Annotated in this window: 15 protein-coding genes; 5 read left to right on the top strand and 10 right to left on the bottom strand. The window is 46.5% G+C overall.

Going from position 1 to position 15,742, the window contains the following annotated elements; genetic code table 11:
- Positions 1 to 87: 87 nt before the first annotated feature.
- Together MJ770_RS09935 and MJ770_RS09930 are read right to left on the bottom strand one after the other, a co-directional pair.
- Positions 88 to 579 carry an IS30 family transposase gene (locus tag MJ770_RS09935; protein WP_256448818.1) on the bottom strand — a complete coding sequence of 164 codons (492 nt, stop codon included), beginning with the start codon at positions 577 to 579 and terminating at the stop codon, positions 88 to 90.
- On the bottom strand, positions 580 to 1,071 hold the full coding sequence (locus MJ770_RS09930; protein ID WP_239253480.1) for a helix-turn-helix domain-containing protein: 492 nt from the start codon (positions 1,069 to 1,071) through the stop codon (positions 580 to 582).
- Positions 1,072 to 1,404: 333 nt separating this feature from the next.
- Here MJ770_RS09930 and MJ770_RS09925 point away from each other — a divergent pair, with 333 nt between their 5' ends.
- Positions 1,405 to 1,653: an AbrB/MazE/SpoVT family DNA-binding domain-containing protein gene (locus MJ770_RS09925; RefSeq protein ID WP_256448817.1), complete on the top strand. Its 249-nt coding sequence runs from the start codon at positions 1,405 to 1,407 to the stop codon at positions 1,651 to 1,653.
- Positions 1,653 to 2,075: a type II toxin-antitoxin system VapC family toxin gene (locus MJ770_RS09920; protein WP_239253478.1), complete on the top strand. Its 423-nt coding sequence runs from the start codon at positions 1,653 to 1,655 to the stop codon at positions 2,073 to 2,075. Before MJ770_RS09925 ends, MJ770_RS09920 begins: the two co-directional genes overlap by 1 nt.
- 299 nt (positions 2,076 to 2,374) lie before the next feature.
- Here MJ770_RS09920 and MJ770_RS09915 read toward each other — a convergent pair whose 3' ends face one another.
- The 3 genes from MJ770_RS09915 to MJ770_RS09905 are packed head-to-tail and all read right to left on the bottom strand — an operon-like array spanning position 2,375 to position 6,698.
- Complete coding sequence (locus tag MJ770_RS09915; protein ID WP_239253476.1) at positions 2,375 to 3,631, bottom strand: porin; 1,257 nt, start codon at positions 3,629 to 3,631, stop codon at positions 2,375 to 2,377.
- Positions 3,571 to 6,033, bottom strand: coding sequence for an ABC transporter permease (locus MJ770_RS09910; protein ID WP_239253475.1), 2,463 nt, complete (start codon positions 6,031 to 6,033; stop codon positions 3,571 to 3,573). The genes MJ770_RS09915 and MJ770_RS09910 overlap by 61 nt, the downstream gene beginning before the upstream one ends.
- Positions 6,030 to 6,698, bottom strand: coding sequence for an ABC transporter ATP-binding protein (locus MJ770_RS09905; RefSeq protein WP_239253473.1), 669 nt, complete (start codon positions 6,696 to 6,698; stop codon positions 6,030 to 6,032). Before MJ770_RS09905 ends, MJ770_RS09910 begins: the two co-directional genes overlap by 4 nt.
- A gap of 58 nt (positions 6,699 to 6,756) precedes the next feature.
- Between MJ770_RS09905 and MJ770_RS09900 the strand changes: the two genes are divergently transcribed.
- Complete coding sequence (locus MJ770_RS09900) at positions 6,757 to 7,326, top strand: arylesterase (protein ID WP_239253469.1); 570 nt, start codon at positions 6,757 to 6,759, stop codon at positions 7,324 to 7,326.
- 11 nt (positions 7,327 to 7,337) lie between these two features.
- Here the strand turns inward: MJ770_RS09900 and MJ770_RS09895 are convergent, their stop codons facing one another.
- The 5 genes from MJ770_RS09895 to MJ770_RS09875 form a co-directional block, all read right to left on the bottom strand.
- Positions 7,338 to 8,285, bottom strand: coding sequence for a S49 family peptidase (locus MJ770_RS09895; RefSeq protein ID WP_239253468.1), 948 nt, complete (start codon positions 8,283 to 8,285; stop codon positions 7,338 to 7,340).
- Between the two features lie 33 nt (positions 8,286 to 8,318).
- On the bottom strand, positions 8,319 to 8,975 hold the full coding sequence (locus MJ770_RS09890; RefSeq protein WP_239253466.1) for an HAD-IA family hydrolase: 657 nt from the start codon (positions 8,973 to 8,975) through the stop codon (positions 8,319 to 8,321).
- A gap of 863 nt (positions 8,976 to 9,838) precedes the next feature.
- Positions 9,839 to 10,804 (bottom strand): CbbX protein, encoded by a 966-nt coding sequence (cbbX, locus tag MJ770_RS09885; RefSeq protein ID WP_239253465.1) that lies wholly within the window; start codon positions 10,802 to 10,804, stop codon positions 9,839 to 9,841.
- Positions 10,805 to 11,001: 197 nt separating this feature from the next.
- Positions 11,002 to 11,436: a ribulose bisphosphate carboxylase small subunit gene (locus tag MJ770_RS09880; protein ID WP_239253462.1), complete on the bottom strand. Its 435-nt coding sequence runs from the start codon at positions 11,434 to 11,436 to the stop codon at positions 11,002 to 11,004.
- Positions 11,437 to 11,459: 23 nt separating this feature from the next.
- A complete protein-coding gene (locus MJ770_RS09875) occupies positions 11,460 to 12,935 on the bottom strand; it encodes a ribulose-bisphosphate carboxylase large subunit (RefSeq protein WP_239253460.1) in 1,476 nt (491 codons plus the stop codon).
- A 179-nt stretch (positions 12,936 to 13,114) separates the two neighbouring features.
- On the opposite strand from MJ770_RS09875, the gene MJ770_RS09870 reads away from it, so the two are divergent.
- Entirely contained in the window at positions 13,115 to 14,062 is a 948-nt protein-coding gene (locus MJ770_RS09870) for a LysR family transcriptional regulator (RefSeq protein WP_239253449.1), read from the top strand.
- 804 nt (positions 14,063 to 14,866) lie between these two features.
- Positions 14,867 to 15,742, top strand: an 876-nt coding sequence (locus MJ770_RS09865) for an outer membrane beta-barrel protein (RefSeq protein ID WP_239253444.1), incomplete at its 3' end; no start/stop codon positions are given.

The following is a 15,742-nucleotide window of genomic DNA, read 5'->3' as shown; positions in this document are numbered from 1 at the left end:
AATCACCACATTGAATAGCTGAATCTGAACTGACAGTCACTTCGATCAAATCGGGCAACTGTCAGATGATGTCGCGATTACTACAATTCAAGTTCTAAGTGCAACAGTTTTTGTTTTAAAAAGTACTTCGTAAGGGGTTCTGAAATTTAAACATTTCTTTGGCCGATTATTCAGTTTTTCAACTGCTTGCTCGATTACCCTATCACTGATCTCGTGAAAGTTACATCCTTTAGGAAAGAATCTTCTCAATAAACCATTGGTGTTTTCATTTAAACCGCGTTGCCAAGGGGAATAGGGATCAGCAAAATAGACCTTACTCGCCGTTTCTTTTTCCAGGTTTTTAAACTGGGAAAACTCACTGCCATTATCAACAGTAAATGTTTTTATAAGCTTCGGGCTGATGCGTTTAAAACACTCAATAGATGTTTGGATGAAGGTGTTGGAGCGCTTATCCATAACTTTTCCTGCTACCAGATATCTACTTTTTCGTTCAACGTGAGTAGCAAGACCACCTTTCGATTTACCACCTTCCATTGTGTCACTTTCCCAGTCACCAAAACGCGTTCTATCAGCTACTATTTATGGCCGTTCATCTATAGACACTCGACCTTCAAATAACCTTCTTTTACAGCTACGACGCTGTCTTCTACGGTTTTTATGACGTCGGACTAAAGACAGATACAGATCGCCACTTTGCTTTGCATCAGCAAATATCCATTGATAGATTGTTTCATGGCTGACCTGCATTTTCTGACTACGGTATTCTCGTTTTAGCCGCCCTGAAATAAGTTCAGGTGATAAGCCTTGCCTTACATTGTTAACAACTAAATCATACAAGATTGCATGAGCTCTTCTTTTCTCCGTTCTGGGTGTTAATTTGCGTTTTTTGCAATGAAATTCTGCTGTGTCATACCAATATACAAAATTCCAAGGATTGTTTCGTTTTAGTTCGCGGCAGATGGTGCTGGGTGAACGAGATAGTCGACTGGCAATAGTGCGTAGTGACAACTTATACGCATGCATATGCGCTATACAATATCGTTCATTTGATGTTAAATGAGTGTAAGGCATCGTGGGCTCCTGATTTTAAATTGTGGTGATTTAAATTTATCAGATTCTTACGATGCCTTTCTCTTTTCCATCACTGTTGCGCTTTGAACTTGAATTCACCCACACTACCCCCCCCAGTTATCAACAGTTACATTCATTTTAATTTTCTCTGACCCCGGTTACTTGATGAAGGTTCGCTGATCTGAGGCTGCAATCTATGATCGCCAATATAAGGGTAGCGTCCCCTTTTTCTTTGTGATAGCGCTCCACAAAGTGAAAATGGCATACGCCGCTTGACATGAACCTTATTGAGTTATAGTGTATCTACATGGATATACTTAACTGAGGTGCGAGATGAAACTGCAAGTATCGAAGTGGGGCAACAGCTTGGCCGTGCGATTGCCGGTGGAATGCACTCGCGCTACTGGCCTGAAAGAGGGGGATAGTGTCGAGGCCAGCATCACCCCGGCGGGGGCAATCACCCTGGCGCCTGATAGAGCATTCGACAAGGCCGCTTTCCTGGCGCGCATTACCAGGCTGCACGCTTCCATGCAGATGACTGCGCCGATTGTGGAAACCATGCGCCAAGAAGAACGCTACTGATGATTTATGTGGATACCAGCGTGATCGTCCCGTTGCTGACCGTCGAGCCGAAAACACAGGGTGTGACCGCTTGGTATGCTGGGCTGCGCGATACACCTGCCAGCTCGGATTGGCTGTTGACAGAATTTTCCAGCGCAATATCTATCAAGCTGCGCACTGGGCAAATCAACGAGGCAACCGCAAAGCGGGTGCGCAAGGAGTTCGAGTTGCTGGTAGATGGCGGCTTGCGCATTGTGCCAGTCAGCCGCGATGCGTTCACACAAGCTGCGCTAATGGTCCGGCGGCACGATAGCGGCCTGCGATCCGGTGATTCATTGCATCTTGCCGTTGCCCTGGAGTTGAGCGCAAGCCACATGGCGACGCTGGACGGTACACTGGCAGCGAACGCAAAACGCAATGGGTTGGAGTTAGTCGAGTTTTGAAACACTGCGGCCGGTGACGATATCAGGCAAAAGCAATGGGGCTAGCAATCGTGTTCGCTGGAGAATAAGGTGATTTAAATTTATCAGACTCTTACGATGCCTTTCTCTTTTCCATCACTGTTGCGCTTTGAACTTGAATTCACCACACATTACCCCCAGTTACCAACAGTGGTGAATTCACCTCTGTTTTCTTTTATTGTCGCCCAGCCTTTCTGAACGGAGGGGTCCACTGTATAGAAAGTAGCGCAGCTAATACAGTATTGCGACCTGCCCTGTTACACATTACTGTTGCATATTGATCAAAAGTTTACAGCCAATGCCGTTGTCATGGACACATTACTGTTAACCATATGATTATTTCTTGTAAAAATATTATCTTTGCTATTCAATCTCTTAATTTCTGCTCTCCAGACTATATTATTTGCAATGGAATAGTCAAAATTGGTTGAAAATCCCCATGTTTTAAAACCATTGGATGTGTCAGTCGGGATGATTACGCCATTTTTATCTTCATAATATTCAGCTCTTATGGCAATAGCAGTTTTTGCTGTTGGCATATATTTAAAGATAATCGTTGGGTTGATCCACGAGTTATAGGATGAAGAGCCTTTAGACTTTTGTTCAGCGCCAATATCAAACCCAAATACCGCACTTAATTTATTATTTAGCTGAAAAATTCCATAAAAATTATGGAAGTAACGCATTTTTTTTACACTATCAGGCTTGTCGTTCCCAATAAATGTGCTGCTATTCAGAGTCACTTTTGCGGAAGGCTTGTAAGTAATCTGCGTACCAAATGAAGGAGAAGAGTTTTCTTCAACGCGTCGAATACGTTGCCAACCATTCAGAACTAATGCGCTCACAAACCATACATCATTTTCTGATGTATAACTAACTTTGGCACCCGTTTCAAAATAAGGTGCGCTATCCGCTCCGATACTTCTGGTCAAAGTCCAATTGTCCTTACCAATCGCACTTTCAAAACCTAAATGTGAAGAAAAGACACCAGCATCAAACCACAGGTTATTATTTTTGGACAGTTTTAGGCCAATATTGCTTTCATAGATATTATTCAACACGCCAGGCTCGGATGCATAGTTAGCACTCATATAGCTACCACCAGCTATTGCAAGATTTGCTCTAGCACTATCTGAATTATATGAACCTTTCAAGAATGCCAAATTCACTGAAACTTCATTATTTTTGTTATAGCTGTAGATGAATGGTAATTTTTTGCTTTTATTTGGGTTATTAAAGTCATAGCTATAGTATGTTTCTGCATAACCTGAAATACTAAACGCTGAATCTTGGTTTTGCTCTTCTCCGTGCGCAACGCTGCCTGAAGATGAAGCTATCACTACGATAGTAATAATTAATTTCTTCATAGAAATTTTATTTACTAATGAGCATATTGAGATTTTGTACTGTAACACTAAAAAATACGCTCGAATAATAGTTGGGAAGTGCATTAATTTTTCATTTTTCGCTTCTTTGCTTAAACAGATTGCAATACCTGTAATGGCGACATCCTCGCCACGCGTCGTGTTGCCAGCCATCCTGCCAAGGTCACCGTAACCATCCCGCCGCCCACGCCAACTAACCAGATTAACGCGCTCGAGTGATAAGGAATTTCCAGTACTTTGATTGCCAACACCCATCCCAGCAAGGTCCCACCTGCTGCCGCAAATAGACCACTCAATGCGCCCAGCACGGCAAACTCAGTCAGATGCAATCGCCGCAAATAGCGGCTGTCGGCCCCCAATGTGCGCAAGATGGCGGCCTGATGAATGCGTTCATCTTGTGTGGCGAGCAGCGCGGCATAAAGCACAGCCAAGCCACTCAAAAGAGTAAACAGGAAGACCGCGCTCATGGTTTGGGCTATCTGGTCCATTATTTTTCGCACTTGTTCGATCACCGCCTCGGTATCTATTATCAACAGGTTGGGGAAGTCTTTAATCAACGCATCGCTAGCATGCGCCTTGTCAGCTGGCAAATAGAAGCTGGTCAAGTAGCTGGCTGAATAATCTTTCATCAAATCGGGCGAAGTAATTACGTAAAAATTCACCTGCATTGAATCCCACTGAACCTTGCGCAGATTTACCACTTTCGCACTGAATGGACTGCCTGCAACGTCGTAAGTCAGGATGTCGCCTATATTGATGCCCAACGTTTCGGCTATCCCCTCTTCTACCGACAACACCGATGACGTGCCTCTCTCCCACCATACACCCTGTGCCAAGGTATTATCAGTTGGTAAATGATCTGACCAGGATAAGTTGAACTCACGTTCCACTAATCTACTGGCACGCGTCTCAGGATAATCGTTCCCGCTGATCGCTTGGTCATTGACTGCTATCAGTCGCCCACGCACCATGGGGAATAGTTGTGGCGTGGGTAATTGCTGTTGTATGAAGAATTTTTTTATCGAGGCGAGCTGATCGGGCTGGATATTGACAATAAAATGATTCGGCGCATCTGGCGGCAACCGACCGCGCCAACTTTCCAACAGGTCGGCACGCACAAAGGTAAGTAGCAGCAAGGCCATGCCACCTAAACTTAGTGCCACAATTTGCAACGCATTAGTGCGCCCGTGTCTGGCCAAATTTGCAAACGCATGACTCCCGCGCAGTGGCAGCCATGCCAAAGCATGCACAGCAAGCCACGCCAGCAGACCGAACAGCAGCAGACCTGCTACCAAACCCGCCAACACGGTCAAGCCTAGCTTGAGTGAACCGGCCTGCCACAGGAACAGCGCACTCAGCACAATAGCACCTGATGCATACAGCAAGCTGGTGCGCGCTGGGGGCAAGCCCAGTTCACGGCGGATAACACGTAAAGGAGATACGCCTTTCAGCTGCCATAATGGCAAGAAGGCGAATCCAAGCAAAAGCGCCATGCCACTGGCTGCCGCCTGCCACAATGGCAACCAGTCGGGCGGGGGCAAAGCAGCTTCACGCATGCTCTCGATGGACTGCACCAGAACAGATTGAGCCGCATAACCAAGCAAACCACCCAACAATACAGCCAACACACCCAGCAACAGAAACTGGTACATAAAAATACGCAGAACCTGACTCTGCGTTGCCCCCAAACAGCGCATCATGGCGCAGGTGTCGAGATGGCGGATGATGAAATGGCTCGCGGCCAAAGCCATAGCCACACCAGCCAGCACTACTGCAGTAAGCGCGGCCAAGCCTAAAAAATGTTCGGCACGCTCCAGCGCAGTTCGAATTTCTGGGCGCGCATCGCGCACATCCTCCAGTTTCTCACCTACTGCCAGCTGTCCTTTCAGCCAGACACGCATATCATCAAGCTGCGCCGAGTCACCAGCAAACAGTATTTTATAGCTGATACGACTGCCAGGTTGAATCAAGCCACTAGCAGGCACATCGGCTGCATTTATCAGCACACTTGGTGCAAAACTGGCAAAGCCGATAGACTGATCTACGTCGCGCACCACGCGTGCAGCCACGCGCAAACGTAGCTCACCGATAACAACTTCATTGCCTAGTTGTAATCCCATGCGTTGCAGTAAACGTTTGTCCGCCCACAAAGTACCGGGCGCAGGTATACCTTGCGCGACATGATCCGTGCCATCGTAAATATGAATTTTGCCGCGCAGCGGATAGCCTTCTTCTACCGCATGAATTTTCGCCAGCACGTTTTGTTGGCCATAAACTACCATACTGGGGAAGGTTGCATTCTCGACCACGCGCAAACCCCGTTGCAGAGCGGCTGCCCGATAAGCTGGTGGAAATGGATGTGTAGCGACAAGACGCAGATCGGCACCCAAAAAGCTGGTAGCTTGCTGTTGCAGAGCCAGGCCAACCCGGTTGGCAAACAGTCCCACAGTAGAAATGCTGCCTACAGCCAACACCAAAGCGATAAGCAGCACGCGCCATTCCCCAGTGCGCCAATCCCGCCGCAGCATGAGCCATGACAAACGCAATGTATTCACGGCACAATCTTCCCTGCTGCCAAATGCAACTGCCGACCACATTGTTGCGCCAACACTTCATCATGAGTCACTAATATAAGAGTGGTGCCCTGAGCACCGTTTAACTCCAGCATCAGATCAATGATCTGACTACCAGTGGCGGCATCGAGATTGCCTGTGGGTTCATCTGCGAACAGAATTTTTGGCTGTACAACAAACGCACGCGCCATCGCCACGCGCTGTTGCTCGCCACCAGATAAATGTTTGGGTAAATGACTCAGACGAGCGGCAAGCCCCACACGTTGCAAGGCGATTGTTGCTCGCTCGCGCGCATCGGCTGCACCGAACAACTCCAACGGTAACATCACATTCTCAAGCGCATTCAAAGCCGGCAGCAACTGAAATGATTGAAAAACAAAACCTGCCAGACGACCACGTAAACGTGCACGTGCATCTTCATCGATAGAAAAAATATCAACTCCGTTGAGGTACACTGTACCGCTACTGGGCACATCCAAACCGGCTAACAGTCCCAACAGAGTAGACTTACCAGAACCGGACGCACCCAAAATGGCAAGGCTGTCGCCCGGCTCGACGGTAAAGCTGACCTCATGCAAGATAACAAGAGGCTGGCCACCACTTTCTACTTGCTTACCCAGGTCCTTTGCCTGCAAAATAGACGCCATGAAATTGCCCACTTTCTTTCAATCAGTTTTATTATGCGCGTGTTGTCTGCTGTCTGGTATGAGTGCTGCACAACAGCAAACCATACTGGTGTTTGGCGATAGCCTATCGGCTGCGTATGGCATTCCACGTGCATTGGGCTGGGTCAATCTGTTGCAGCAAGAATTACAACTCAGCCATCCACAATACAACGTAGTTAACGCCAGCATCAGCGGCGAAACAACCAGTGGTGGACGGCGACGTATTGCCCAAGCCTTGCGCCAGCATTCCCCCAGTATTGTCATTCTGGAACTGGGTGCGAATGATGGTCTGCGCGGCGCACCAATTACCGATATCGAGGCAAATCTCAGCACTGTCATCCAACAATCACAGAAGGACAACAGTCAAGTGCTGCTAGTGGGAATGCAGTTGCCGCCCAATTATGGCAAGAACTACACCGATCAATTCAAGGCGCTCTATTCCCGGCTGGCTCAGCGCCACAATGTGGCGGTGGTTCCGTTCATGCTGAAAAATATTCAGCCGGATCAATTTCAGGCCGATAATCTACATCCCACAGCGTCGGCGCAAGCACTAATCCTGCGCACCGTTTTGGCCGAGCTGAAACCTCTATTGAAGGCGAACAATTCCTAAAGGTGTCTTGTTTATCGAAGCTTGATCCCAGCCTGCGTCGATAAACCCGCAAAAGCACTCGCCATTCCTGCACCGAAACGCTTGGCGAGCCGCTCTGCGATACCATCTTGGGTAGTGAAATCGACAATATCCTTTGCCTGGATCACATCGCGCGCCACGCTTTCTACATTGCCCATGTCATCCGCCAAGCCCAGTTCAATACTCTTTTGACCGGTCCAGATCAAGCCAGAGAACATATCTGGCGATTCCTTCAGACGTTTACCACGTCCTTGTTGCACTACCTCAATAAATTGTTGGTGAATTTCTGCAAGCATATTTTTAGCATGCTCTTGCTGATCTGCATTAACAGGTGAAAATGGGTCCAGGAAACCCTTGTTCTCGCCCGCAGTCATCAAGCGGCGCTCCACACCCAGTTTTTCCATCGTGCCAGTAAAACCAAAACTATCCATCAACACACCGATTGACCCTACCAAGCTTGCTTTATTAACAAAAATCTTGTCCGCAGCCGCCGCCACGTAATAACAGCCGGAAGCGCAGATATCCTCAATCACCACATACAACGGGATCTTTGGGTACTTAGCGCGTAAACGGCGGATTTCATCATTAATATAACCCGATTGCACTGGACTACCACCGGGACTATCCATTCGCAGGATTACTCCTTGCGTGTGCTTATCCTTGAATGCATCCTGTAGGCTGGACATAACACTGTCAGCGTTGGCTGCAGCCTCTGCCGCAATCACGCCATGCATATTCACCAACGCTGTGTGCTTGCCGCTTAACGGCAACTCGGATTTGCCTATCCAGCCCATAAACAAAAATAGCAAAATACACAGATATCCAAATGTCAGCACCTTGAAAAAAATACCCCAGTGGCGCGCCCGGCGTTGCTCCTGAATGGCCGACATGGCCAACTTCTCCAGTACGCCGCGCTCCCAGTTACTGTTTTGTTCTGACATTATTATTCCTCAATATAAACTGTACCAAGTATATCAGGCGTACTCTTTGAACCATGCACGTAGTCCGACAAAATCGTTCAGCAAGGCCAGCGGCTCCAGAGCACGTAATTGGTCTATCGGATGCGCGCCGTGCGTCATACCAATCGAATCCACGCCGGCGTTACGCGCCATTTGTAGATCATGCGTGGTATCGCCCACCATCAGCACGCGCTGTGATGTAACTCCAAGTTCATCCATAATTTCCAGCAGCATCGCTGGGTGTGGCTTGGAAAATGTTTGGTCTGCAGTGCGGGTAGCGTGGAAGTAAGACTCCATCCCGCTTGTTTGCATAGCCCGCTTTAACCCCTGTCGACTTTTGCCAGTCGCCACGGCCAGCCAGTGCCCAGCAGCATGCAGCTGAGCAATTGTCTGCTGCGCTCCCTCGAACAATGGAATAGCCTCACCCTGAGCGAGGAAATGATGGCGGTAACGTACCACCAAATCATCGCGCTGATTTTCCTGCATATCTGGTACTGCTTGACGCAGCGCTTCTTGCAATCCTAGTCCAATTACATGCTTTGCAGCGGCATCGCTAGGCTCGGTTAACCCCATATCCCGACAAGCAGCCTGGATTGAACGCGCTATCACAGCTGTAGAGTCCATCACTGTGCCATCCCAATCGAACACAATCAAATCATAGCGTTTAGTCATATAAACTCACCAAAAATGAATCGCAGATATTAGCATTTTTGTCGGTAACACAATCAATCTCATAGCTCACTGTTGAACGAAGCCGCAATCACGGAGAACGTCTTACTATCAATTCAATTCTAAGCCATAACTATTCATCACCCCATAAGGCATTTTTTCAGCCATAGCATGAGGAGAATGATTATGAAACACGAATATCTGCAATTTTTTACACGGAATTATGGGAGCCTGCTCAAGCAATTGAAACTGCGTGGCATGCAGTCCAAGACGATTGAATAATGCAGCACGCTGTGCGCTTGGCTGCCAAGTATTTTGACTATCAGATAAATGGCGTGAATTAAAGATCATTTACCGAACATGTCGAACAGACTTTAGATTTGTCTGTCACGGAGCTTGATTAACACGGTTTGTACTAACTAAATTTTACTCTGCCCCTGTGTTTGGACAAACCCCGAAGAGAGCCTAGTTGCACAAAACATTCTAGACGCCGCATCTGCTTGAAAAGGTGACAGTAGCGCAGAACGGCAGATCATTAACACGACACGAATTCTCAGCTCAATTATTGGTTGTTCTTAGTTTCACTGTACAGCATGAGCTTGCGCTTTATAGAAGAATTGCAGTTGCGGGGAGTATGATCTCGATGCAATACGGATGCAAGTGAGCGCTCTGGAAAAACACTAAAAGTTATTATATCAATCATATACTTAAAAGATATTTCCACTGAATTCGCTAATTCTATATCCTTGTTTATACGTATTTATCAAACAACTTAACCAGTTATTTCACTCACTGCATACCTAGCCACTCATACTATGAACATTGCTTATGCTCTCGCATGCTTTATAAAGAGAGAGCCGCAGACATCAAGCCTTCTCAACCCCATCACTACTCTCTTCCCTCAACTCATCTCCGTCCAGATCAACCTCCCCATCCAGAAACACTCGGCTGGCATAAATTTCTTCGGCTTCGATAGTTATCAAATCAAGTTTGGTTAAGCTTTTCTTGGCACCAGCGAATAAGCGGTTGGCTTGGCGCATGCGTGCGCGATCGAGTGCGTTGCGAATGGAACGCGCATTGGCAAAATGCTCCAGCTTCATCCGCAGGGGGATATATTCTGCGAATGCTTTTTCTGCTTCCGCGCTAAAGCGGTAATTTTGCTCTGCCAGCATTAGCTTTGCGATGATGAGCAACTCTTCTGCTGAATAATCAGGAAAATCAATGTGATGCGCTATGCGCGAGCGCATGCCAGGGTTACTGTGGAAAAATTTGTCCATCCGATCTTTGTATCCGGCCAAAATAACGACCAGATCGTCACGGTTGTTTTCCATAACTTGCAATAGGATTTCGATTGATTCAGCTCCGTAATCCCGCTCGTTTTCAGGCTTGTAGAGATAATAGGCTTCATCTATGAATAACACGCCGCCCATTGCTTTTTTGATAACTTCTTTGGTTTTAGGCGCAGTGTGTCCTATATATTGCCCGACCAGGTCATCGCGCGTAACTGAGATCAAATGGCCTTCACGCACATAACCCAAGCGGTGCAGTATTTGCGCCATTCGTAATGCTACCGTGGTTTTACCAGTGCCGGGGTTTCCGGTAAAACTCATATGCAGCGTTGGTGAAACTGCCGACAGATTGAGCTTCTTGCGAACGCGGTCTACCAGCAAAAGTGCTGCGGTTTCACGGATGCGTGTTTTGACTGGCAACAGACCGATCAATTCGCGATCAAGTTTAGTCAACACTTCATCAATATTGGAGTCGCGAAATTCGGCGTCCAAGTCAACTGGAGTGTCGTCAGGAAGAATAATATCTTTTGAGGGTTCGTTCATTTTTTTAACCTGTAAAATCAATCGGCTGTTGAAATTTTCCGCATTGTTATCCACGTACTATCAAATAAACTTGAACAACAATTTAAAGAAATAAGAAGCTCTATCGTCAAATTCTGAAAGAAAACAAATTACAGATTACAGAGCATTTCAACAGCCGGTTAAAAAACGGGTACGACATATGCCGTACCCGCGATTGCTTAGTACCGCTCGCCTTCCGGCTTTTCAGTTGCGTAGGAATGGACGGTGTAGCGTATGCTACGACTATCCGTTTCCTGGCGGACCAGCCCGAAACCAGGCTCATTTTTAGGACGGTTTACAATGTAAGACATGGTTGGACTTTCTATTCCGTGTGCTGAACTAAAAGCCACCACCCGGATGTAGTGATTCGGGAAAGTCTTACGGCAATTGTTGACTTCCATCAAAATTCCTGCGGGATCTTTAAGGTCGAACATGGGGTTGCCGAACATTTCCCAATAAGTATTGCGCGGGTGTGGGTCGTCAGTGTATTCGACGGCCAGCGACCAGCCAGATTTCAGTGCATATTTAATTTGTGCTGTGATTTGTACATCAGTCAGCGGGGGCAGAAAAGAAAACTGCCCTTGCGTGATCTGACTTCCAGGATTGGTCATCATAATCAATTCTCCTTATATGTTAATTAAACGCTGGTCGTGGCAGAAGGAACAAAATCTGGGGTATCGGTGGACTCATAGTTAAAGCTGACATCTTTCCACGTATCCAGTCCTGCTTTAAGCGGGCCGCACCATTTGGCTGCATCTTGCAGAATCTGCGGGCCTTCGTTCCAGATGTCGCGACCTTCATTACGTGCCAACACCATGACTTCTAGCGCCGTACGATTTGCTACCGCACCGGCCTGAATTCCTTGTGGATGTCCAATAGTACCGCCACCGAATTGCAGAACGACATCGTCGCCGAGATAGGTTAGCAATTGGTGCATTTGACCCGCGTGAATTCCACCGGACGCTACCGGCATACATTTATTGAGTGAAGCCCAGTCCTGTTCGAAGAACAGACCTTTCTCCAAATTCATAGGGGTGTGTGTATCAAGCAGCGTGTCGTAATAGCCTCTGATCATGAGCGGATCGCCTTCCAGCTTGCCCACGACAGTACCAGCATGGATGTGGTCCACACCCGCCATACGCATCCACTTGCAAATAACGCGGAAGCTCATGCCGTGATTTTTTTGACGTGAGTAGGTCGAGTTACCCGCGCGGTGCAAGTGCAGAATCATGTCGTTCTGACGTGCCCAAAGCGCCATCGACTGAATAGCAGTGTAGCCGATAACGAGGTCAATCATAATGATGACCGAACCTAGCGACTTGGCAAACTCAGCGCGCTTATACATTTCTTCCATTGTCCCAGCGGTAACATTAAGATAATGTCCCTTGACTTCGCCGGTTGCAGCAGAAGCTTTGTTCACAGCCTCCATGCAATACAGGAAACGATCACGCCAGTGCATGAAAGGCTGAGAATTGATGTTCTCATCGTCTTTCATGAAGTCCAGACCGCCTTTAAGGGCTTCATACACTACACGTCCATAGTTACGGCCGGAAAGACCGAGCTTAGGCTTAGTAGTTGCACCCAACAGGGGACGGCCAAATTTATCCAGACGTTCACGTTCAACGATGACGCCGGTAGCAGGACCTTGGAATGTTTTGAGATAAGCAACCGGGATACGCATATCTTCGAGGCGTAACGCCTTCACTGCTTTCATACCAAACACGTTACCGATAATGGAAGCAGTCAGGTTGGCAATGGAACCTCCTTCGAACAAATCTAATTCATAAGCGATGTAAATAAAGTACTGGGCTTCTGTTTTGGTGCCCTCGCCTGTATTAGGGACTAAGTCGCAACGGTAACACTTGGCGCGGTACATTTCACACGCGGTCAACCGATCAGTCCATACCACCGTCCATGTGGCAGTGGAAGATTCGCCTGCCACCGCAGCGGCAACTTCCTCTGGATCCATACCTGGTTGTGGAGTCATACGGAACATTGCGAGCATATCTGTATCTTTGATCTTGTAATCAGGCTCCCAATAGCCCATTTTTTTATAAGGTATAACGCCAGATTTATAGCGTTCTTTGCCTTCTTTCATTGTTTCAGATGCCATGGTTATCTCCAATTATTGAAAAAAACGAACCGTGCCCGACTATGTAAAGCTGGCGGACAATACTCACTACAATTAATGGGTATTAGTTTCAGCGCGTGGGTCGTACAGTACCTAATATAATTCATAAAGAACAGTCAATTATATTGATACTAACTATAGGTATTGCTTATAATCAAACGATGTTAAATTTAACCATTCGTCAGCTTAAAATTTTTGATGCCGTAGCACGACATTTAAGCCATTCACGTGCAGCCAAAGAATTGTATTTAAGCCAGCCTGCAGTCTCCATGCAAATCAAGCAACTTGAACATAGTGTTGGCCTATCCTTATTTGACCAAGTGGGAAAACAAATGCACCTGACCGAGGCGGGGCAAGAAATGCTGCAATACACTCGCAGTATTGCGCAGCAATTAGAGGCAATGGACGCTATGCTAAGCGAGATGAAAGGGCTGGAATATGGGCGCTTGAATATCTCTGCAGTCAGCACTGCCAGCTATTTCATAGCTCAGCTATTAGCAAAATTTATTCAACTGCACCCCAATATCAAAGTAAGTCTTAATGTTGCCAACCGAGATGCAGTAATAAAATTGCTTGCCGATAATGGCGCCGATCTTGCCATCATGGGTCAGCCACCAGAAGGTACGGTCATGCTGTCGCAACCGTTTTTGCAGAACCCGCTGGTTGTTATCGCGGCACCCAACCACCACTTGACCAAGGTACGCAATATCAAGCCCAAACAATTGGCACAAGAAATTTTTTTGCTGCGCGAGCAAGGTTCAGGGACGCGCGGTGTTGTAGAACGATATTTCGCAAGTCACGATTTGAAATTGCCAACTTATATGGAAATGGACACTAATGAAGCAATCAAACAATCAGTGCAAGCCGGTATGGGATTAGGCATTATATCTATGCATTGCATCGAACTCGAACTGGAAATCAATCGACTGCAAGTACTAAATGTGGACCATTTTCCTATCATACGTTACTGGCATATTGTACATAGCAAAAATAAACGCCTTTCCACTGCTGCGAATGCATTCAATCAGTTTTTACTTAATGATGTTGTAAAAAGTGAGGCAAAGATTCAGGCATCACCAACAACGAGCAAACGTAACCGCACCAAATAAATAAAAAATTTCTGTTGTCTGCCGTCATTTATTTTAGGCCGCAGGAATATATGCAACTATTCGATGAAGCGAAGTTATGCTGAGATCGAGAAGAAAGGTCATGTATCTGTCTTATGTCCTAGCTACCTGCCAGTCTTAAAAAGTACTCGACTGCAATTTTGGCTGAAAGGTATATCCGTCGATGTTTATGGGTAATAGAACAACTAGAACTAACACCCATCACAATGACAAATATGTACTGATCAAGCGATTTGACCCATTACTATTTGTGATCCATCCCATATTATCAATATCATCGAACAGATGTGTACGACCGCACGTTAAATCATATTGTACGGACTGGTGATTACAGCATTTTCCTGCAACAGTACCGTTTCTGATCACATTTACTAACGGACGCATCTAAAACCGTGCTAAATATACATTTAATCACCAATCCGCCGTTGACCTTTCCGTATTACACCCTTAGATCCAAGTAACAATAAAATGTATTGACAGGCCCATTGCGCCCAGACTCACTAAGCACATCAAATTACATTACATACTTTTGTTAAAGATAAGCTAAGACTTTACATGCATACAACTCACTCGCAACACAACACTTGATTGCGAATGACATAATCCGAGCACCTGATTGGTGCTATACCTATTTCAAGATGCATCAAGTTGGTGCATCTAATGCTTAACCACCTAGAAAAAATAAACCAACATATTGTTTTAAATACATAGTTTTAATTGGCACGAAAATCGCTTTCTATTGACTGAGCACCCCTTAATTTCGCTCTCAATCTTAGAAAGAACGCCATGTACAGGACTAAATTATTCATTATGACTCTAGGTGCTTTGTTTGTGTTTCCTGCAGTAGCTGCCGATGAATCCACTTCTCTACTTAAAGAATATGGTATTGAAATCGGCGGGTGGATCAATGCGGGAATAACGTATAACGCGAATAACCCAGCCAATGGATTCAATGGCCCAGTCACTTTTGCAGATCGTTCCAACGAACTTCAATTGAATCAGTTTAATGTATTTATGGAGCGCGCCGTGGCGACTGAAGGTAAAGCGTGGGATCTAGGAGGTCGATTCGATTTCATGTTTGGCACAGACGCCATTTTTGCCCAAGCGTACGGCATCCCGGAACTCGATATAAATACCGGCCAACCTTTGAACAGGAGCACTTGGGATCTGAATTTATGCTGCTCTGCCAGCCGCTTCTACAATATAGCTTTACCGCAGGCTTATATAGAAACCTATATACCGGTCGGAAACGGCCTTAGTTTCAAGATCGGTCATTTTTATTCACCAACCGGTTACGAAACAGTTCCAGCCCCAAACAACTTTTTTTATACACGCTCCTATACCTTTAGTAATGGCGAGCCATTTACCCATACCGGCTTGGTGGGAAACTACACAGTCAACAAAAATTGGGCGTTTATGGGCGGCGTAATTACCGGCAGTGCAACCGGAGGTTGGGATGGCGGTTGGGATAAAGAAAAGAGTAATTTGGGTGGAATAGCCGGAACAACCTGGACCAGCAGCGACAAGCGAAGTTCAGTCAACCTCACTGGCACATTAAGCCATACTTCCACACGAAGCAATGAGCCTTTTGGATTCTACAGCCTTGTGGTGCAACGTAAGCTTACGCAAAAAACACTTCTGGTTTTTCACCATACAGGGGGG

This window comes from Candidatus Nitrotoga sp. M5 (assembly GCF_927904885.1).
GTDB lineage: Bacteria > Pseudomonadota > Gammaproteobacteria > Burkholderiales > Gallionellaceae > Nitrotoga.
The sequence above is the reverse complement of the archived record's forward strand: the minus strand, read 5'-3'. Positions and strand labels throughout refer to the sequence as shown.